Here is a 20,640-nt window from a genome sequence, read left to right on the forward strand (position 1 = left end):
CCAGCGACTGTGCCTTGCAGCGTTCCCATCGGCTGTCCGTCGTGTCCAGACAACTCAATCCGAGCCGCACCTGCCCCCGCGCACTCCGCGTCCGTGGGCAAGGCGACCGATCCGCGGTGACCGGCCTATGCCCGGCGCCACGATCTCGACCCAACCCGGCCGGTCCAGTGGGAAGTTGAGGTCCTCGACCTCGATGTCCTTGATGTCGTCGACCAGCACACCGACCGCGCCGCCCTGGCCGCCGTCCTCGGGGAGGCACTCCGGCGGTCGGCGGCTGTCGGGGTGAATGGGCGCATCTGTGCGAGCGGGGTGTCGTTGGGCCCCGGGTGGGCCTGCCCGGGGCCCGCCTTGGCGACGACAAAGGATGCATCGTGTACGTGAAGAAGATGTGGGGTGCGAGTGTCACCGCGCTGGCTGCCCTGGCCCTGCTGACCGGCGCTGCGGACACCTCGGCGCTGACCGCACCGGCCGACCCTGATGATCCTTTCGCGGGTTTCATGGAGTTCACGGAGGATGGCCCGTTCGTTGCGCCCGACGACGCCACCGCTTTCACTGTGCATCTATGGGGGGCGGGTGGCGGCGGAGCTGGAGGAGGCGGCGTCGGTCAGGGAGGCCGCAGCCTGTGGGGAGGTGGTGGCGGCGGGGCCGCCGGTGGAGGCGGCGGAGGCGGCGGCTACTACGTCGAGTGCCGGCTGACGGGAGTCAGGCCGGGCACCGAGTTCGATGTCCACGTCGGCCGAGGCGGCAACACCGCCGATTCCCCGGACGGGGACGACCTGGTGCCCACCGCCGGCGGCGATTCATGGGTCACCGTCGGCGGTCGCACCGTCGTTCTCGCCCGGGGCGGTTTCGCCGCCGCTCCTGCCGCCAAGGGCGGGGATGCCGTCGGTCGGCGCCACGGCGTCGGGGGCAAGGGGGCAGCGGGCGGGTATCTCGGGCCCGGCGCGAACTGCACCTCCACTGCCGGGATCGACGCTGACCGCCTCGCTTCGCGGGACGGGGGAAGCGGCACCGCGGGCGGCGACGGCACCGACGGCGGCGTAGGCAGCGCGGGCCGGGGCGGCAACGGCGGCCAAGGCGGCAACGGCGGTGCCGGCTTCAACGGCCACGGCGGCGGAGGCGCGGGCATGGGCGGGAACTGGGGTATCGGTGGCCAGCCCCTGTACGGCAGCACGCCGAACGGGGTCGCGGGGACCAACGGCACCGCCGGAGCCGGGGCGCTATTGCATCAGGGAGCCAAGGGCTACGCAACGATCACCTGGTAGAAGGGCACAGGGCCGAACCCGGGCGCACCGGCAGGCCGAGCCGCAGCCCCGGTGCCCCGGATCCTCTATGGCTCTGCCCGACCTTTGGTGCCACACTGATCGAGTGCCCGCCAGGCTCCCCCGTCTTGGCGGGCACAGCCGTGCTCCGGGCCGGGCGCGCGAGGTCGTGCTCATGGCACGAAACCCCGGCCGTCCCCATGACAAGCCGGCCGGGTGCACTTCGTTGATCAGCCGGTCCAACGAGTGACGGACGGCTGGCGTCACGCGGTTCCGAACAGAGGCACGTCACCTGGTCCCATGCCGGTGCGGATACGGGTCGCCCGTACCGGATGGCGCCACCGTCCGGCCTGGTCTCTGGCGACGTCCACGGCGACCTCGGCGACGACGTCGGGCACGACCAGGCGCACCGACAGATGCTCCCGCGACCCCCATCCCACGCTGAAGGTGTGCCCTGTCCATGGGTGGCCGGCGTCTGCGGCGTGCAGCTGGTCGGCGAGGTGATGCCGTACGGCCGTGTTCAGCGTGGTGGTGCGGCCGGTGTACCGGAAGTGCCCTTCATCGTCGTAGCGGCCGAGCAAGGCGGTGGTGGGGGAGTGGAGGCTGCCGGTGACCGCGCCGACGATCGCCTCGCTGGTGTGCCGAGCCTTGTACTTGGTCCCCCCGCGCCAGCCCGCCACGTACCTGGACTCCAGAGGCCGGAACACCAGACCCTCGATGCCGACCGCCGGATAATCGGCCAGCCATCGGGCCGCCTGCTCGGGGTCGGTCGTGGTCGGGCACAACGACCACGGCGCCCCCAGACCTTCCTCGAGGAACATCGCCTCCAGCGCGGCGTAGCGTTCGCTGAAGGGGCGGCCGGTCATGTCCCGGCCGCGCAGACGAAGCAGGTCGAACGCGACCAGGTGCGCCGGGAACTCGACAGCCGCGCGGGCCGCGCCCGCACCGCGCTGGTGCATGCGCTGCTGGAGCCGCTCGAACGCGAGCCGGCCCGCCTCCCACACGATCAGCTCGCAATCGACCGCCGTATCGTCCGGCAGCCGGCGCACCGCCTGCTCGATCTCCGGGAAGGCCCGGGTGAGATCGGTGCCGTTCCGACTCTGCACGGCGACACCACCATCGCCCCACTTGCCGGCGAGTGCGCGGTAGCCGTCCCACTTGGCCTGAGCCGCCCACCCCTGGGGCAGGGCCGGGTCGTTGACCGGCACGGCGCGCATCGGCTCGGGCAGCGACCAGCGGGGCGGCGAAGACGAAGACATGGTCGACGCCTTCCACACCCGAGCCCGGTACCAGTCCCGGCTCCCCCGGACGGGCGACGGCTTCGCCTGTGGGGCTGGCTGCGGCCGCGAGTTCGGTGGAGTGGCCGGAGGGGCTCGTGAGGAAGATCACGACAGTAGAGTGGCGGCACCGGTGATCGAGGTGGGTGATGGCAGTGCAATGGCGGGAATTCGCCGAGGAGATGGCCCAGCTCGCGCGGAACCTGCTGGCGCAGGAGTCGGTGCAGGGAACGCTGGACGAGATCGCGGCGTCCGCGGTGCGGCTGGTGGAGGGCTGCGACGCGGCCGGGATCCTGGCCCTGCGCAAGGGCCGGGCGGTCACCCTGTCCTCCTGCGGGCAGATGGTCACAGCGGCCGACCGGCTGCAGGGCGAGCTGAGCGAAGGACCGTGCTTCGACCTCGCCCGCGGCGCGAAGTCGGGCGGTGAGCGGGTCTACCGCATCGCGGATGTGACCCAGCCGCAGCCGACCTGGCCGCGGTTCGCCGCCGCGGCCCGCGATCTCGGCATCGGCAGCATGACCGGGGTGCTGCTCTACACCCACGACCAGGACTTCGGCGCGCTGAATCTGTACTCCCGCCATCCCGGCGCCTTCGGCAAGGACATCGAGACCGCCGGCTGGCTGCTGGCCTCGCACGCCGCCGTGGCCCTGGCCGACGCCCGCACCATCGACCAGCTCGAGGACGCCATGAAGACCCGGCACGCCATCGGCGAGGCCATGGGCATCCTGATGGAACGCCACAAGCTGAGCGAGGACGACGCCTTCGACGTGCTGCGCCGCATCTCGCAGCAGCACAACATCAAGCTGCGCGACGTCGCCCAGCGGGTCCGCACCGACCGCAGCGAGAACTGAGCACCCGGCACAGCTCCCCCGGTGACGGTCGCGGTCCGGGTCCTGCCCGGCGCTACTTCTACCGGGTAGAAGTCGCTGGCCTTCTTGAACGCGCGCCCAGCCTGAGGGAGCAGGGCAGGGCGGCGACCGAGGGGAGCGCTCGAGGCCAGCAGCTGGGGATAGCGCCCCTGGCCCGCAATATGTCCGGGGTTGGAGTCTCGTGCGCTGTTCGAAATCGGGAAGCCCGCGTTGCCGTCGGCCCGTAGGATCCGGATCATGGGTGCGCAAATCGCCAAAGAGCACCATCTGGTCCCGAAGTTCTGGCTACGGGCCTTCGCTGAGGAAGGTCACATAACCGGGCTTCACCGCGACGGACGGGAACACCGGACACCGGTCAAGAGTGCGGCCAAGGCCAGGAACTTCAACACCGACCCGCTGGTTCAGGGCATGCAGCGGGTCGCCCTGGAGACGTACCTCGCGGAGAAGGTCGACGATCATGCCGCGCCCGTAGTGCGTGCAGTGCGCAGCGGGACCTGGCCCTTGGACGCAGAGCGTCTGCAGGTTCTGCGGCGGACGCTGGCTTGGCAACTGGTGCGCACGCAGATGTTCAGGTCATGGAACGCCCAGGTGGGCGCGCACTTGGCGCCGGTGGTATGGGCACACGAGATCATTTCCCTCTACCAGCGTCGGCTGGGTCGGCCGTTGACGGATGAAGAGGGCGTCGCGGTCTTTTGGGACGCATATCACCGGGCCCCAGATCCCAGACTCTTCAACGACGACCGCTGGCATCTCCGCGCACCCATTCAGGGGTTGAGCTTCGCGATGGACTACCTGGAGGCCCCAGAGCGGCACCTGGTTCTGGTGCAGGCCGAGACCCCCTGCCTGATCCTGGGAGACACCGGTGTCGTCATCCGCCGTACCAGCGGCACATACAGCATCGCACCACCTCTGCTGGGGGCGGCCACCGAGCTGTTCGCCCCGCTGTCCCCCACGCATCTGCTGATCTCCACCCGGGCGCCGGAGCGATATCAGGATGGTGTCCTCACCGCGGCGCTCGCCCGTCAAGCCAATAGGGGCGCGGCGGCATGGTGCCAGAATGCGGTCTACCGTCTCGCCTCGATGAGGTGGCCCCGATACCTGCGGCTGGCGCCGGAGCCTCCCGCAATACCGGCTCCACGCATCGCGGCAGCCCCATCGACTGGCCGAGAGCACAGCAGCGGCGCCCGTCGGCCCGTGCTGAAGGACCCGGAACTGCTGGCCTTGCTGGCACAGTTCAGCGCACCGACCTAAGGCAACTAGTGCGCGTTCGGGTTCACTCTGCAGAGTCCATCGCGTCGCGCGAGCCCGGCCGCGCTGCGCGACCGGGCCCTGGAGTGACCTGTGGTGTTCTCGACTTTCTGCTGACTATCCCGCCGAACCGCCCAGCTGGGGGCCCGATCACACCGCGGCGGCTTCCTTCTCCTGCCTCCTGGCCTTCACCAGAGCGGCGAGCGGGGACCGCTGGCCCTTTCCGGCTCCTCGGCCCACGTCACCGCGTACGTGCTGATCTTCGAGGCGTCCTGAGGTAACCGGCCTGGACGGCGGCATTCAGCGGCGCGGCGGGGTCGCCGTGATCCCTGAGCAGGCTGACCAGTGTGGCCACGTCCTCAAAAGTGGGTGCACCCTCGGGCAACCTGTCGCGCTCCTCCTGCCAGTGCGCCCGCAGGTCGGGAGAGGCATTGCCTGCCCACCCCCGTGCCTGCGAGCGCCAGTCCTGCGGTAGGGCCCGGGCCGCGCGCCGGATCTGATCCATCTCCTGTCCCAGGGCCAGGACTGCGCGCAGCTGATCGCCATCACTGGTCAGCATCAACGCGTCGAGCTTGTTGAACGCGGCCACCACACTTGAGTGCCAGCTTTCCCTTCCCCGGCACTCCACTGCCTGGTCAATGAACAGCTTGGCCGCCTCCCGAACGGACCGCGGGCCCTCAATCGACACCACGTCACACGATCACCGTGCCCGGTCCAGCACCTGGGTATAGGCTGCCGTGTCGGCATCCAGGGCAGGCCCGTCGGCCATGACGTACTGGTGCACCCCGTCCGCCAAGGCACGGGCATCGCGGGCGAACTCCGCATAGACCACGCGGCGTGCATTGATAGCACCCTGGTCCGCGATTCCGAAGCGTTGCTCAGGCTCGTTTGCTGCCCCATCACTGATCGGCAGCTCAGGGCGTGCAGCTCAGGGGGTTGCGTTGGCACTGGAACTGCTGGGCGCTGCCTGGATGTCCGTGGCTCATGCCATGATCCGGCCTCATGGGTGACCGATCGCTTTCGTCTGCCTGGCTGGCCTCGTGGACAGACAGGGTCTCTGGGGCTCTCGCGGCCATGACAGGTGAGTTCGAGCGTCGGCACGGCTTTCCTCCTGGTTCCAACCAGGTCCGGCCGGCCGACCATGACGGTCAAGCCGCGGCTCGCATGCTCGCCCAAGTCACCGCTGCGCCAGCTGATCTGGTCACTTTCTACGGGAGCGTCGGCGGTGTGAGCTGGGAGGACGTGGGCAACGGCTACTTCCTCGATCGGGCCGGTGATGTCCTGCTGCGGCTCCTGGAGTACGGCGTCGTCGACGTCGGTACGGACCAAGAGGCCTCTGGCCTGGTCGTCGGCTCGAACGGCGGTGGCCAGATGTACGTCGTGGGGCCCGATGGAGTTGTCTACCGGACGCGGACGGCGTCGCTGGACAACCCGGAGTTCGACAAGGTGGCCGATGACCTCCGCCAGTTCCTGGAGTTACTGGAGCGCTCCCTGACAGGGTTCAACGCCGGCGGCGATCCGGGATACCTGTAAGCACGGGCCCCAACGCCCATTCTGTTAGGTGCTGTTAGTCAGTAATTGCAGTATTCGTTTATCTATGTTCGGAGTGTCGTGATATCGACGTTGTCAGGCAAGGTAATTGGGCGGGCGCAGAGATTTCTGGAGCCTGGTGAGCAGGTCCGGCGGGTGGTGTTGGCTCAGGGCGGGATCGATCCTCGACTTCGGATGGTGTTCTTCATGGTCGGGCTGGTCGGGGTGCGGGTACTTTTCACTGCGATGGGGGCGGCTGAAGGTGCTGCCGGTTATCTTGCCGGTTTCCTGGGCGGGCTCGCCGGGGTGCTCCTTGCCAACGGGTTCACCACTCGGCGCGGGGTGCTTGTGACGGACCGGAACGTTGTTGTGCTGGAGTACGGGCGGTTCGGTGGTGTGAAGCCGATCCGGGTGATTGCCCGACTGCCGCAGGGGACGCGGATCGGTCCGATGTCCGGGACTTGGGCCCCCATCGAGCTGGCCGGTGAGCGGCTCTGGGTGCACAAGAAGTGGCAGGGGGACGCGGCCGCGTTCACACCCGCGCAGTTGGGGTAGCGCCGGGCTGGGAACAACAAGACTTCCCACCATGCAGGCGTGGAACTGCTGCGAGCTGCGGCATGTTCCGCTCCTGCAGTTCGTCCTGGCACCGCCGCACCGCCGCACCGCCGCACCGCCGCACCGCCGCACCTGTCGTGTGGTGCCGGGGGGCCGACGCCGAGGCTTTCCAGGAGGTCAGCTCTTCTCCCGCCCGGCTTCCTGCCCGTCGACCTACACCAGGTCGGTGTTAGTTCGATCGTCCGATGCCATCCAGTACGGACGTCGCCCCGAGGCGGCCACGGACGCGAGGTGACGACAAGCCTGCCGGTGTGACAACCGTCGTGCTTGGGCTCATCTGGTTCACCCGCGTTGCCGGGCAGGCTGCCGCCGGCCTGGATGTGCGGTGCTGGCATCGGCTCGGATCAGGCGATGGGGGTTGCCTGGTGTGCCGCTAGGCTCCCTGCGAACTCGAGCCCTGGCATATGCCGGGGCTGTTGATGCGGGTGCGCCCGGAGGCGGGCACCTGGGGGAGGTGTGGATGATGCGAGGGTTTGCGCTCGGAAGACGGGTTGTTGCGGTGGCGGGTGTGGCGGCGCTGCTGGTGCTGGCTGGCGCGTGCGGCAAGGCCGGCGGGGACGACGATGGGGGAGGGGCGAAGCCCGGGTCCGGCGTGCCAGCGGGTGCGGCGTCGCAGGGGGCTTCGGGGGTGTCGGCTTCTGAGGGGGAACGGGGCTCGGTCAGAAGGCCCTGGACCGTCTGGCGCTGAGCGGGCAGGACGTCCCTGGTTATGGCGTCACCGCGGTCTCGGGCAAGGGCCATCCGGTGGACCGTGGCAGTGTGACGGCCTCCCGTGCCGCTACGCCCGCGCCGTGCCGGCCTGTGTATGCGGCCGCGCAGCTGGGCAGTCTGCACGACTTCAGCGCGCAGGTCGTCCAGGACGTGGTGTCCGACTCGGATGGACTGGGGCAGCATGCGAGTGTGAGCCTGGCGTCCTACACCCGTGCCGACGCCCGGTCGGTGATGAGCGAGCTGCGGGCGGCGCTCGCGCAGTGCACGAGTGCCGACATGCGCCCCTCACCGGCGCATCCCGATGCCGGGCTGGGATTTACCGGTGCCCAGTCCCGCCCGGTTTCTGGCTACGGCGATGAGGTTGTGGCTTTTGACGCGACCCAGGTGATTGTCGGCAGCGGCGCCGGGCCCAAGATTCCTGTGACCGTCCTGGTCGTTCGCCAGGACGCCACGATCGCCACCTTCCTGTCCCTCAATCCCGTCCAGCCGCCAGCCATCCCCCAGGACGTCCTGGATGCACAGCTGAAGAAGCTCGCCTGACCTGAGGTGAGCAGGAAGGGCAATGGGGTCTGAGCCCTGGTCGGGGCCCAGCCCCCCGTTACTCCTGAAGCGACATGGTGATGCGCCGGGCGCTTCGTGTGTGTCAGGCAGCGGATGTCGTCTGATGGCATCAGGCCGCGAGGTGCAGACGCTGTCAGGTCTGGTTGCAGGGGGGCGTGCGGCGGGCGGCGTTTCGCCTGGAACCTCCCGGCTGGCGGTCACTGTGGGTCTGTGACCTGGGGTTGTGTGGTTGTGATCAGGGTCACGGGTGGGGAGGGGAACCGTCCGTTTGGTCCCCTGTTCACAGGATGTTCATGGCAGTTACTGTCTCGCTTCACTGATCAACTTTCGGGTCTGGGCGGCGTCAGCGTGCTGGGGAGCACGGCCGTCCGGACCTGGTGATCGGGTATTTCTCATTGGTCTGCGGCTTGCGCACTCGTGTGCGGGGCTGCGTGGGGCGGGGGTTCGAGTGGCTGCTCGGCGTGCGCGTTGGTTGTCCGTGACGATTGCGGGCGCCGTGATGGCGGGCTTGTTGTCGACCGGGACGGTGCTGTCTCCGCCGTCGGCGGTCGCGGACTCGGGGAGCTCCACGCCCCTGGTGCCGTCGCAGTCACTGGGGACGGTTCCGGCTCAGAAGGCCGAGGAGGCGGGCAAGGCGCTGCCGGAGCCGAGCTGGCCGGCTGCGGCTCAGGTGACGGTGGATCTGTCGCAGGCCGCACCCGGAGAGCCGGGCACCGTCACACCGGAGCCCTCTGCCTCCGCCACGCCCAGCCAGGACGCCGCCACCGAGGTCGCCGACATCGTCGAGGTGGCACCACTGCTGGAAGGCGAACAAGCCACGACCCAGCTTGCCAGGACCCGGCTTGCCGCGGAGGAGACACCGTCCGCCACCACCCAGCCCAGCGCGTCGGAGAGCGCCGAGGCGACGGCCGCGCCCGCCAGCGGCGAGCCCAGCTCCGATCCGTCGTCGCAGCCGTCGCCGTCGGCGTCGGATGGTGCAGGCGAGCCAGCCGGGGATGCGGTGTCGCCGGAGCAGGTCGATGTGCGGGTGCTGGACCGTGAGGAGGTCGCTCCGGCCGGCGGTGTCGGTCTGGGCGTGCAGGTCACCCGCACCGACGGGGTCCCTTCGGCCGGCCAGGTGCAGATCGCGATCGACTACTCGGGCTTCAAGTACGCCTACGGCGGTGACTTCGCCTCCCGGCTGCGGCTGGTGAAGGTGCCGGACTGCGCCCTGCAGACACCGGACGCGGAGGGCTGCAGGGAGCGGGAGTTCGTCCCCGTCGACAACGACACCGCCGCGGGCACGTTGACCGCGACGGTGACGGCCGAGCCGGACGGTGACGGCCTGTCCACGCAGTTGGGCGCCGACTCCGGCTCCACGTTCCTGCTGAACACGGGCTCGTCGTCGGACAAGGGCGACTACCGCGCCTCCACCCTGTCCCCGACCGGCTCGTGGGAGGTGGCCACCGGGTCGGGTGCGTTCACCTACAACCTTCCCGTCAGCCTGCCGAAGCCGGCGATGGGTTCGGCGCCGTCGCTGGCGATGACGTACAACTCGCAGTCGGTGGACGGCCGTACCTCGGCCACGAACAACCAGGCGTCCTGGGTCGGCATGGGCTGGGACCTGAACGTCGGTTTCATCGAGCGCCGCTACCGCAACTGCAGCCAGGACGGCCTGTCCACGATCGGTGACCTGTGCTGGGAATCGCCCAACACGGCTGCCGAGCCGGACGGTGCGGTGTATGTCATCAACCTCAACGGCGTGTCCTCGACGCTGGTGCAGGACAACACCGGCACCGGCTCCTACCACCTGCAGGACGATCCGGGCTGGCGGGTGCAGCACCTGGACGGCGGGCACGGCGCGGACGACGAGTACTGGGTGATCTCCACCCCGGACGGCACGCACTACTACTTCGGCTGGGGCCGCTCGGAGCGCACGAGCGCGGCCACCGGCTCCGTCTTCACGGTGCCGGTCGTCGGCAACGATGCGGGGGAGCCCTGCCACGACCAGTTCCCCGAGCCGTGCACGCAGGCCTGGCGGTGGAGCCTGGACCGCACGGTAGACGCCAACGAGGTCGAGTCGGTCTACTTCTACGACAAGGAGAGCAACTACTACCGCTCGGTCGCCACCACCGACAAGGCCCGCTCCTACACCGCGGGCGGCTACCTGAAGGCCATCGAGTACGGCTGGCCCACCCAGATCACCGGGTCCAAGCCGACCGGCCGGGTCGAACTGACGCATGTGGGCCGGTGTGTGGAGCGCATGTCGGACGCTGATCCGCTGCGCAACGAGCCGGGCGCCTGCCCCTCGATCGCCTCCAAGCCGACCTCGTACCCGGACGTGCCGATCGACCTGATGTGTGACGGCACCTCGGCGGACTACTACTGCGCGGGCAAAACCTACTATCCGACGTTCTTCAGCAAGGACATGCTGTGGGACATCAAGACGTTCGTGCTGAACACGGACATGAACGGCTGGGATCTGGTGCAGCAGTACCAGACCAAGCACGCTCTGCCCAACCCCGACGGCACGATCGGTAAGACGCTGTGGCTGGACTACGTCCAGCGCAAGTCCTACGGCAGCGGCACGGACATCGTGCTGCCGGTCATCAACTTCAACGGCGTCGACCTGGACAACAAGGTCGGCTCCACCGAGCTCAACTTCCGCCGGGTGAACGAGATCCACGGTGATCTGGGCGCCACGACGAAGGTCGACTACGGCTCGCCCAACGCGTGCAGCATCGATGCGCTGCCGAGCGAGGCCTCCAATACCAAGGACTGCTTCAGGCAGAAGTGGACTCCGGAGGGCGAGACCGAGGCGAAGACCGGCTGGTTCAAGAAGTTCCTGGTCATGTCGGTGACTGTCGACCCGACGGTCAGCACGAGCCAGGACGGCGCTCCGGAGATGACCACCAGCTACGACTACCAGGGTGGTGCCGGATGGCGCTTTGCCAACGACCCTCTGACCAAGGACGCCGACGAGTCCTGGACGGACTGGCGCGGCTACCAGAAGGTCGAGGTCACCTCCGGCACCGGCAAGGTCAAGCACTCCACGTTCCACTGGCTCTACCGCGGCCTGGACGGCGACCGCACCGCCAAGGACACCTCCACCACCCGCTCCGTGAAGGTCTACGACGGCGAAGGCACCGCCTACACCGACTCGCCCTGGCTGCAGGGCAAGACCATCGAAACCTCCAAGCGCGACGACACCGGCAGCTCCCAGCAGAGGGTCTTCCACCATTACTGGGATCACGTCACCTCCACCTATGAGGGTCTGCCCGACGCCCGCTTCGTCCGCGAGGACGAGACCACCACCCTGAGCAAGATCTCCACCGGCTGGCGCACCCACGTCGTCCAGAACGAGTACGACGCCGCCGAAGCAGCCTCCGGTACCTACGGCCTGCCGCTGCGCACTGACGACCAGGGCGAGGCCAGCGTCTCCGACAATCAGTGCACGACCTTCGGCCGCGCCTACAACACCGACTACTACGACGGCAGCAAGATCCAGCGCTGGATGGTCCTGACCGACGAGACCCGCCACTATGCGGTCGGCTGCACCGACCGGGCGGCGGCCAACCAGGACGCCTACACGGTCTCCCTGTACGACAACGCCGCCGACGTGGCCAGCAACAAGCCGGTCGACGGCAACACCACCCAGACTCGCACCTACACCACCGCCAGCGCCTACCAGTTCGCGAAGGCGGGCTACGACGACGCGGGCCGCCTCACCTGGACCGAGGACGCCGACCGCAACCGCACCACCACCGCCTACAGCCCGGCCAACACCTGGCCGGTGGACGGCGTCACCATCACCACGCCCAAGCCCAGCAGCGACCCCACCGACCTGCGCCCGGCGCTGTCCAGCACGGTGTGGACGTCCCGGTTCTGGGGCGTGCTGTACCAGACCAAAGACCCGAACGGGAAGATCACCAAAATCAGCCTGGACGCGGCGGGCCGTCCCACCGAGGTGTGGAAGCCGACCGAGACCGGCACCACCCCGTCGCTGAAGTTCAGCTACAGCATCCCCACCGCCACCAGCAACGGCATCCCCGACTCCGTCAACGGCTACCCGAAGGTGGCCACCCACACCCTGCAGTCCGGCACCACCTACCTGTCGGCCTACGCCTATACCGACGGCCTCGGCCGCGCCCGCGAAACACAGACACCCCTCCCCGACGGCAATATGGGAACGCCGAACCGGCAGGTGGCGGTCACCCGCTACGACACGGCCGGCAACGTCACCGGCACCTCGGCCGTCTTCGCCAACGTGGGCACCGCCGGCTCCGGCGGCCCGGTCAGCCCCAAGGTCGAGGACCTGCCCTCCTACACCGACCTGACCCTCGACTGGGCCGGCCGCACCACGCTCTCGCAGATCCTCGTCGGCAACGGATCCACCACCACGAGCACGATGCACGGACAGGTGGCAACGGACTACTTCGGCGACTACACCACCGTCACGCCCGCAGTGGCCGACCCCACCGACACCTACACCAATGTCTTCGGGCAGACCTCCAAGGTCGTCGAGCACAACAGCACGTCGACGTTCACCACCCAGTACGGCTACGACGCCAAGGGCAACCTCGAGACGATCACCGACCCGCGAGGCAACACCACCACCTACACCTACGACTGGGCCGGACAGCGCATCACGACCACCGACCCGGACGCAGGCAGATCCACCACCAAGTACGACGCCAACGGCCGGATCAGCGAGACCCACAGCAACTTCGCGAACACTGCTGATCCTGACTGGGCGGCCAGGGCCATCCTCACTTACGGCTACGACAAGCTCGGCCGCAAAACCTCGGTAACCAGCGGCAGCACCGAGCTCGCCTCCTGGAAATGGGACGAGCTTTACGTCACCGGCGGCAAGGGCCAGATCACCTCAACAACCAGCCGGGACACCGAAGGCAGGACCTACACCACCAGGACAGGCGGCTTCGACGACCGCGGCCGCCCGCTGAGCACCACCGTCACCATCCCCACCGAAGTCACCGGGCTGGCAGGCGACTACACCACCACCTACGGCTACGACGCGGCCGACCATCTCACCTCGGTCACCTATCCCAAGGCGGGCGGCCTCGACGCGGAGACCGTCACCGCCGGCTACGACGACTACGGCCGGCCCCACACCCTCATCTCGCCTCTGCAGACCTATGTCCGGGACACGGACTACGACGCCTACGGACGCCTGACCAGCCGCTACTACGGCCCCACCCTCACCAGCAACACGGCCGCTCGAGCCCAGCGCACCTACGGCTACTACGACGACAACGGCACCCGCCGTCTGCAGAGCATCACCACGACCACGGCCTCCGGCCCCGCCGTCACTCCCACCACCCTGGAGCGGCAGCAGGACACCTACACCTACGACTTCGACGGCAAACTCACCCAGCTCCGCGAGCAGGCCACCGGGCAGACCGCGCAGTCGCAGTGCTTCCTGTACGACCGGCAGGGCCGCCTAAAGGACGCCCACACCCGCTCCACCGGAAGCGCGTGTGCCTTGGGCGTCTCCGACTTCACCGGCCCCGACCCCTACGAGACGGACTACACCTACGACCGCCTGGGCAACCTGCAGTCCGTCACCGACACGAACCAGGCCGGCACCGCCACCACGCGCGACTACCTCTACCCCGGCTACGACGACGCCGGCACCTGGACCACCGCCAACGCCGCACGGCCGCACGGCATCCGCAAGATCAACACCATCAGCGCCGGCACCACCACCGGAACCGAAACCCTCACCTACGACAACGCCGGCCAGATGGACACACGCGTCGCCCCGGGCAAGACCACCGACTACGACTGGACCAAACTCGGCCAGCTCGCCACCGTCAAGACCACCACCAGCGCCGGCAGCGAACTGACCCGCTACGCCTACGACGCCGACGGCAACCTCCTGCTCCGCACCACCCCGCAGGAAACCGTGGCCTCCCTCGGCGGCATGGATCTGCGCACCACCGACGGCAAGACGGTGACCGCGACCCGCTACTACACCAGCGGCGGCGCAACCGTCGCCATGCGCACCACGGAAGGCACCACCGCGGCCGGCGGCAAGGTCACCTACCTCATGGCCGACATCCAGGCCTCCACCCAGCTCGCCGTCGACGCCACCACCGGTACCACCACCCGCCGCCGCTACACCCCCTTCGGCGATGAACGCGGCGGCACCCTGCCCACCGGGACTGACAACGGCTTCCTCGGAAAAACCGAAGACACCAGTACTGGCCTCTCCCTTCTCGGTGCCCGTGCTTACGACCCTCTCCTCGGCCGCTTCCTCAGCCCCGACCCCCTCAGCACCCCCTACGACCCGCAGAATCTGTCCGCCTACAGCTACAGCGGTAACGACCCCGTCAACTACTCAGACCCCACCGGACTACTCACCGAACTCGATGGTCTCGGCGGTGGTGGCGGCGATACTGACGGTGACGACAGCAGCGGATCTGAGGGCGATGAGGACACTTCCTCCACCTCAACGACCGGCACAGGCACGGGAACTGACTGCTCACAGTACGGATACATGGTTCGGGACTCCTGCCTCGCAGCCCAGTCACGCACCGAAGATCACGATCACACGGGGTTCTGGGCAGGCGTCGCAGGCGTAGTAGTGGAAGCTTTCGGCTTCTCTGCATGTGAGACCTTCGCCGTAGGAGCAGCTGGACCAGCTGGCGTAGCAGCCACATACGCATGCTACGGAGCAGCCGGCGCTGCTGGCGCCGCCACATCAGACGCCCTGGACGGGGACGAAGAGTCCACGACCGAAGCTCTCACCCACCAGGCTGAAGGCGCCGCTTTTGGCGTTCTCTATGGGGCCGTCATCCGAACGGCGAAGGCGCTCGGGAAGCAGGCGGCAAATGCGTGTTCTAACAGTTTCCTTCCCGAAGCACGCATCCTCATGGCCGATGGGACTGCAAAGGAAATTCAGGACATCAAAGTAGGCGACAAAATAATCGCCACCAGCCCTGAAACCGGAAAGACGGAAGCGCGTGCCGTTCTCGCCACCATCATCACCAAGGGTGATAAGGACTTCACGGAAGTAGTAGTCAAGGCAAGTGACGCTACTGCCGAAATCATCGCAACCAATCACCATCCCTTCTGGTCGCCTTCAGAACGCGCCTGGGTCAACGCGGTCGACCTGAAGAGCGGTATGACGCTGCGCACGGACGACGGCACGGTCATCGCAGTCGACGCAACTCACTCGTTCCATCGCAAGCAGGAAACACGCAACCTAACAGTCGAAGGCCTCCACACGTACTATGTTCTTGCAGGTGCGACGCCGGTCCTGGTGCACAATGCACCAGGGTGCACCACCGCCATCAATCTTGGGCCGCGCCCCGCTGGCGTGGGTGACGATTGGGTGGGGCGGGTCGCTGATAATGGGAAGGGAACTGTGTGGCAGAGGCCCGGGGCAGTCGGAAACCGTGACATGATTCGGGTGATGGATCCGACCAGCAGATACTCGGATGGCTATGTGCGCTTCTATAACCAGGGTGGTCAACCGATTGGACTGGACGGGAAACCCGGCCCGAACGCACATACCCATATCCCGATGAATCCCGATGGCACTTATCCACTTCCTGCAGGGTGGTAGGCATGAACCTGAACCTTCGGGGTCAAGCAGTTACCCGCGTTTGCTTCGACGCGGCCCTCACGGTCCTGACTAGCGGGGATTGTGAAATTCGTATCGAGACCGAGTCTGTTCTTCGTGTCTCGAATGAGGATCATGTGTCATTTCATCCAGAATCCCCGGACGCTGTGTCCTCCTATCTTGTCCGCTTGGCTCGCGATGTGATTGTTGAAGCCGAAGTGGGAAGGTGTGGGGATCTAATGATCGAATTTGAAAGCGGCATGAAACTGACTGTCCGGCCGGATGAGGAGTATGAGGCTTGGGGGTTGGTCGGGCCTGAAGGGAGGCGGGTAACCTGTCTGCCCGGAGGTGATATTGCGGTGTGGAGCGGTGAGTGATATCCGGCCGTAATCGAGAAGTCTGGCTTTCGCGGCGTACCTGCATGTAGAAATAAGATTCTGTGGTCCCGTCGGAATTTCACGACGGGACCACGGAGTAGCGGGAGAAGAAGAGGCGGCCTTCCTTCGGCATGTCGAAGGGCATCGTTCTGTGCGCGACGCAGTTGGCTGGCGTCACAGGGGCCTGATCGTGGAAGACGGGAGGGTCTGCGGTCGAGGCGCGGGCCGTTGCGGCGGCCATGGTGATGGGACTCGCACACGACTTCCACGAGGTACGCGTCGACGTGACCTGGGGTTCGCACCGGGAATCCGGGTACTGGACCGCCCAGGTCAGGTCACCTCGCCGGACGCCAACCGCGGCACGTCAGGTGACGTCTTCGACATCACCTGCACCCGACGGCACCACCACCCGACGGTGCGGTCCTCGAACCAGCCTGGGCTGGATGGCTGTGTACGCGAGAACCGGATCCGTCACGAACCGGCCGCAGGCCGGCTTCCAGATCCGGTGCCGTGGGGTGGCACCCGCAGCAGCGCACTACCTATGGCCTGGTGAAGACCGGGCCCTGGCAAGGGGGCCGACCTCTACGCTGAAGGCGGTACGAGCGCGTGGTTTCGGGGGGACACGATGGGCGCGATAGAGGCACCTGGCAGCGCGTCTGACAGAGCGTCGGATGGAGTCTGGTTCATCAGTCATGCGGGTGCGGACAGGGCCTGGGCGGAGTGGATTGCTTGGCAGCTCCTGGACGCAGGCCTCGAGGTGGAGTTGGACTGCTGGGACTGGGGCGTTGGCGACAACTTCGTGCTGAAGATGAACGCCGCTCTCGAGCGCGGCCGGTTCCTTGCCCTGTTTTCGCCCGCGTATTTCGAGCCGGAGCGGTTCACGACTCCGGAGTGGACGGCGATGGTGGCCCGGCAGGAGATGATCACTCCGGTCCGGATCGCGCAGACTCCCACACCGCCGATCCTGAGTCCTCTGATCGTCACCGACCTGTTCGGCCTGGACGACCAGGCAGCCCGTGAGGCCTTGCTGCGTGCGGTGAACGGGCCTGCCCGCCCTACCCGGGCGCCGGGGCGGCCGCCGGGGATGTTGTCGCGGGTCGGTGGGAGTGGGCCGCGGTTGCCGGGGAGTCTGCCACGGGTGTGGAACGTGCCGGCCCGTAACGCTGCTTTCACCGGCCGCGACGCCATGCTGGTCCACACACGCGAAGCGCTCGCGTCAGGGCAGCGGGTTGCGGTTCAGGCCCTGTACGGCCGCGGCGGGGTGGGGAAAACCCAGTTGGCGATCGAGTACGCGCACCGGTTCGCCAGCGAGTACGACCTGGTCTGGTGGATCACGTCGGAGGACCCCGCCCTCATCCCCGACCAGCTCGCAGCCCTCGCCCTCCACACCGGTGCGGCACCCGCGGGCACGCCCTCTGCCGAAGCAGTCTCGGCCGTGCTCGCCGAACTGCGCACCCGCTCGCGCTGGCTGCTGGTGTTCGACAACGCCGAAGACCCCGACGCTCTCGCGGCGTTCCTGCCTGGCGGCCCCGGGCATGTGCTGATCACCTCCCGCAACCCCCTCTGGAACAGCTACGCCGTGCCTGTGGACGTCGACACCCTCTCCCGCACAGAATCCGTGGCCTTGTTGCGCGCCCAAGGCGCGATCCTTGGTGACGCGGACGCCGACTCCATTGCCGCGACCTTAGACGATCTGCCGCTGGCGCTTGCTCAGGCGGCCGCGTTGCTGACCAGGGGCCTGTCGCCGATGGATCTACAGGCAGAGCTGGCTGCGAGCCTGGTGGAGGTGATGAGTCAGGGACGCCCGCCCGGTTACCCATCAGCCCTGGCGGCACAGGTCCGTCTAACTCGCACGAGCCTGCAGGCCGCGCATCCCGGGGCGGCTGCGGTGGTTGATGCGCTCGCACTGCTGGCTCCCGAGCCCTTTCCCCTCACCTCCTGCGCCGGCCGTCTCCCTGGCCAGGCCTCCGACCTTCTGAAGGAGACGATTGGTTCGCGGCTGTCGGCGACGGTGATCGGAATGGAGGCGGGTATCCGACACGGTCTGGCCCGTGTCCAGGACGGCGCGGTGCAGGTACACCGGCTGACGCAGATTGTGCTAGCCGACCAGTTAACCCCCGACCAGTTGCAGCAGGCGGCCCGGGATGCCGATTGTCTCCTGGCCGCCGCCTACCCCGGCGACGTCACCCAGCCCTCGACATGGCCGAGCTGGCGGGTGCTGCTGCCCCACCTTCTCGCTGTTGACCCCGCCCGCATCACCACGGCGGCGGGACGGGGGGCGCTCGTCAGCGCCTGCTGGTATCTGATGGATCGCGGGCTGGCCCGTCCAGCCCGGGACCGCTTGCAGCAGGTGTATGACACCTGGTCCGCGGACCTCGACCCGGACCACGAAGACATCCTGAACACCGCCTTCTGTCTGGCCCGCGCCTATGACGACACCCAGGACCACGAGCGGGCGCGCGCCTTGGACGCGGACACTCTGGAGCGGCGCCGCCGGCTCCTGGGCGAAGAGCACCCCACCACCCTGACCACGGCAGCTAGCCTGGCGATTCGGTTGGCGGCATTGGGTCGGGTGGAGGAGGCGCTCGTGCTGGATGAGCAGACGTTGTCCCGGCGGCGTCGGGTGTTGGGTGAGGACCACCCTGACACCCTGGGCACGGCGTCCAACCAGGCGCTTTGGTTGGAGTATGTCGGTCGGCTGGGGGAGGCGGTGGAGCTGGGTGAGGAGACGCTTGCCCGTCAGCGTCGGGTGTTGGGTGAGGACCATCCCATGACCCTGACCACGGCGTCCAACCAGGCGCGTAGGTTGGGGGAGGAGGGTCGCGTGGAAGAGTCGGTGGCGCTGGGTGAGGACACTCTGTCTCGGCGGCGTCGGGTGTTGGGTGAGGACCACCCCATGACCCTGACCACGGCGTCCAACCAAGCGGTTCAGCTGGCGGTTGCGGGTCGGGTAGTGGAGTCGGTGGGGCTGGGTGAGGACACTCTGTCTCGGCGGCGGCGGGTGGTGGGTGTGGACCATCCGGAGACGCTGCGGACGGCGTCCAACCTGGCGCGTAGGTTGGGGGAGATAGGTCGGGTGGAGGAGGCGCTGGTGCTGGCTGAGGACACGCTCGCCCGGCGGCGACGGGCGGTGGGTGAGGAGCATCCCGACACTCTGAGGTCTGTTGAGGCGCTGGATTGGATCAAAGGGCGGCAAGCCGAAGATCCGGGGCGTCCGGCCGCAGGGGAGTGACCCCGCCACCTTTTCTGCGGCAGCCCGCTTCCCGTTCCCCCCGGGTGTCTACCAGCGCATCCCCAAGTCGGTCAGGGCGTCGCGTCGTTCGGGGCTGAGTTTGTCGGCGCGCCTTCGGGCGTTGGAGATGAACGAGCCCAGGCCGAGCAGTTCGCCGTCGACGTGTTCGCGGTGCTGGCGGGGTACGCGCAGGTGTCCTTCGCGGGCGTGGAACTGGCGGGCGGCGGTCATGTTGCGTTCCCACAGTTCGTCCTGGGACCGCCGGACCGGCCGTACCTCTGGTCCTGCGGCGTCGGGGTCCACCCCGAGGCTTTCCAGGAGGTATTGCTGTGCCGGGGCCAGCTTGTCCCATCCGGCGGTCTGTCCGGCGATCCATACGGCGAGGTCTTCGCCCTGCACCACCAGTTCACCGGCCCTGCCGGGCAGGGCTCCGTCTGCCTGGACGTGCGCGAGGAGAAGTCGGTAGCAGCGCTGCCAGCCGATCTCCCACCCGTCCGGGGCCCACCCGGGATCGATCTCGTTGAGCGCCTCCATACGGCTCTGCGGCAGCTCACCGGCATAGGAGATGCCGGTCTCTCCGTTCGCGCGGCGTGCGGCGTTGTCTCGGGCCTTCTTGGCCGCCTGACGAGCGTTCTTGAGGTAGACCCCCAGAGCGAACCCGTCCCACACCACGGAGGAAGCGGGCAGGAGATGGCCATGCACCCGCGCGTAGTCGCGGGCCACGGCGAGGCCGGCCTCCCACGCGGAGGCGTGCACGGACCAGACCATGCCCAGGTTCTCCAGCTCCGCCACGCGCTTGGCGTCCAGGGTTCCGGCCGTGTAGTAGCGGCGTTGATCTGCCACCCACACCCCCAGCGGATGGCCGCCGATGCCCCCGGGCCAGTCCTCCGGGGTGACGTATGTGAAGGGCACCCGCAGTTCGCTGTTGCCGGTCTCGCGCAGCCAGCGGGTGGCGGCCTGGATGCCGCGCCGCCAGTACGCCTTTTCGGGGTCGATGACCCGCAGCCGTACGAACTGGGTGAGGGCGGCCGGGTCGCGTTCCTCGGTGAACCCCAGCACTCCCGCCGCCGCGGCCCCGACCGGCGGAACGAGATCCGCCTCCTGGCCGTCCTCCCCGTCAGCGTCCTGCGCCAGGCCCTCGCCGTCGACGTCCTTGTCCTCAGAACGCCAACTGCCGCTGCGCACACGGGGGTCGGCGAGGGCCTCGATCGTCTCCAAGTCGTGCGCCCGCAGGGCTCCGAGGACCTTGCTGAGGGTGCCATAGGCATTCGAGGTGAGCCTCATTCGGATCTTCGTCCGGCCCGAGGAATACCGGAACGATCAGCGTGGCCAGTTTCCCGCGCCCCGGATGCAGCCGCAGAGCCCGCCCCACCATCTGCACGATATCCACC

Annotated in this window: 13 protein-coding genes; 9 read left to right on the forward strand and 4 right to left on the reverse strand. The window is 68.0% G+C overall.

Annotated elements, in window-relative coordinates; translation table 11 throughout:
• Window positions 1-371: 371 nt before the first annotated feature.
• Window positions 372-1,265: a hypothetical protein gene (locus tag IQ210_RS41730; RefSeq protein ID WP_194084469.1), complete on the forward strand. Its 894-nt coding sequence runs from the start codon at window positions 372-374 to the stop codon at window positions 1,263-1,265.
• A gap of 260 nt (window positions 1,266-1,525) precedes the next feature.
• On the opposite strand, the gene IQ210_RS41735 is transcribed toward IQ210_RS41730, so the two are convergent.
• A complete protein-coding gene (locus IQ210_RS41735; RefSeq protein WP_194084470.1) occupies window positions 1,526-2,521 on the reverse strand; it encodes an ATP-dependent DNA ligase in 996 nt (331 codons plus the stop codon).
• Window positions 2,522-2,688: 167 nt separating this feature from the next.
• Between IQ210_RS41735 and IQ210_RS41740 the strand changes: the two genes are divergently transcribed.
• Together IQ210_RS41740 and IQ210_RS41745 are read left to right on the forward strand one after the other, a co-directional pair.
• The gene (locus IQ210_RS41740) at window positions 2,689-3,390 is read left to right on the forward strand and encodes a GAF and ANTAR domain-containing protein (RefSeq protein ID WP_194084471.1); all 702 of its coding nucleotides are present in this window, start codon (window positions 2,689-2,691) and stop codon (window positions 3,388-3,390) included.
• Window positions 3,391-3,645: 255 nt separating this feature from the next.
• Window positions 3,646-4,659 carry a DUF4238 domain-containing protein gene (locus IQ210_RS41745; protein ID WP_194084472.1) on the forward strand — a complete coding sequence of 338 codons (1,014 nt, stop codon included), beginning with the start codon at window positions 3,646-3,648 and terminating at the stop codon, window positions 4,657-4,659.
• Between the two features lie 238 nt (window positions 4,660-4,897).
• Here IQ210_RS41745 and IQ210_RS41750 read toward each other — a convergent pair whose 3' ends face one another.
• Both IQ210_RS41750 and IQ210_RS48070 read right to left on the reverse strand, forming a co-directional pair.
• On the reverse strand, window positions 4,898-5,347 hold the full coding sequence (locus IQ210_RS41750) for a hypothetical protein (protein ID WP_194084473.1): 450 nt from the start codon (window positions 5,345-5,347) through the stop codon (window positions 4,898-4,900).
• A gap of 9 nt (window positions 5,348-5,356) precedes the next feature.
• On the reverse strand, window positions 5,357-5,488 hold the full coding sequence (locus tag IQ210_RS48070; protein WP_265584750.1) for a hypothetical protein: 132 nt from the start codon (window positions 5,486-5,488) through the stop codon (window positions 5,357-5,359).
• A 395-nt stretch (window positions 5,489-5,883) separates the two neighbouring features.
• Here IQ210_RS48070 and IQ210_RS41755 point away from each other — a divergent pair, with 395 nt between their 5' ends.
• From IQ210_RS41755 to fxsT, 6 genes are all read left to right on the forward strand, one after another.
• On the forward strand, window positions 5,884-6,189 hold the full coding sequence (locus IQ210_RS41755; protein ID WP_228049429.1) for a hypothetical protein: 306 nt from the start codon (window positions 5,884-5,886) through the stop codon (window positions 6,187-6,189).
• 78 nt (window positions 6,190-6,267) lie between these two features.
• The gene (locus IQ210_RS41760) at window positions 6,268-6,741 is read left to right on the forward strand and encodes a hypothetical protein (RefSeq protein ID WP_194084475.1); all 474 of its coding nucleotides are present in this window, start codon (window positions 6,268-6,270) and stop codon (window positions 6,739-6,741) included.
• Between the two features lie 819 nt (window positions 6,742-7,560).
• A complete protein-coding gene (locus IQ210_RS41765) occupies window positions 7,561-8,052 on the forward strand; it encodes a hypothetical protein (protein WP_194084476.1) in 492 nt (163 codons plus the stop codon).
• A 499-nt stretch (window positions 8,053-8,551) separates the two neighbouring features.
• Window positions 8,552-15,643 (forward strand): RHS repeat-associated core domain-containing protein, encoded by a 7,092-nt coding sequence (locus tag IQ210_RS48075; RefSeq protein WP_322658094.1) that lies wholly within the window; start codon window positions 8,552-8,554, stop codon window positions 15,641-15,643.
• 2 nt (window positions 15,644-15,645) lie between these two features.
• Window positions 15,646-16,017 (forward strand): DUF6188 family protein, encoded by a 372-nt coding sequence (locus tag IQ210_RS41775; RefSeq protein ID WP_194084478.1) that lies wholly within the window; start codon window positions 15,646-15,648, stop codon window positions 16,015-16,017.
• 625 nt (window positions 16,018-16,642) lie between these two features.
• Window positions 16,643-19,249: an FxSxx-COOH system tetratricopeptide repeat protein gene (gene fxsT / locus IQ210_RS41780; RefSeq protein ID WP_194084479.1), complete on the forward strand. Its 2,607-nt coding sequence runs from the start codon at window positions 16,643-16,645 to the stop codon at window positions 19,247-19,249.
• 48 nt (window positions 19,250-19,297) lie between these two features.
• Here the strand turns inward: fxsT and IQ210_RS41785 are convergent, their stop codons facing one another.
• Window positions 19,298-20,533, reverse strand: coding sequence for a helicase associated domain-containing protein (locus tag IQ210_RS41785; protein ID WP_228049430.1), 1,236 nt, complete (start codon window positions 20,531-20,533; stop codon window positions 19,298-19,300).
• Between the last annotated feature and the right edge of the window lie 107 nt (window positions 20,534-20,640).

The sequence above is a fragment of the Streptomyces justiciae genome, from assembly GCF_015163075.1.
Classification (GTDB): Bacteria; Actinomycetota; Actinomycetes; order Streptomycetales; family Streptomycetaceae; genus Streptomyces; species Streptomyces justiciae.

Excerpts from the sequence above, each read along its gene's own strand:
- IQ210_RS41735 (WP_194084470.1), bottom strand. The coding sequence starts at position 2,521 with ATGTCTTCGTCTTCGCCGCCCCGCTGGTCGCTGCCCGAGCCGATGCGC.
- IQ210_RS41740 (WP_194084471.1), top strand. The coding sequence starts at position 2,689 with ATGGCAGTGCAATGGCGGGAATTCGCCGAGGAGATGGCCCAGCTCGCG.
- IQ210_RS41745 (WP_194084472.1), top strand. The coding sequence starts at position 3,646 with ATGGGTGCGCAAATCGCCAAAGAGCACCATCTGGTCCCGAAGTTCTGG.
- IQ210_RS41775 (WP_194084478.1), top strand. The coding sequence starts at position 15,646 with ATGAACCTGAACCTTCGGGGTCAAGCAGTTACCCGCGTTTGCTTCGAC.
- fxsT (WP_194084479.1), top strand. The coding sequence starts at position 16,643 with ATGGGCGCGATAGAGGCACCTGGCAGCGCGTCTGACAGAGCGTCGGAT.
- IQ210_RS41785 (WP_228049430.1), bottom strand. The coding sequence starts at position 20,533 with ATGAGGCTCACCTCGAATGCCTATGGCACCCTCAGCAAGGTCCTCGGA.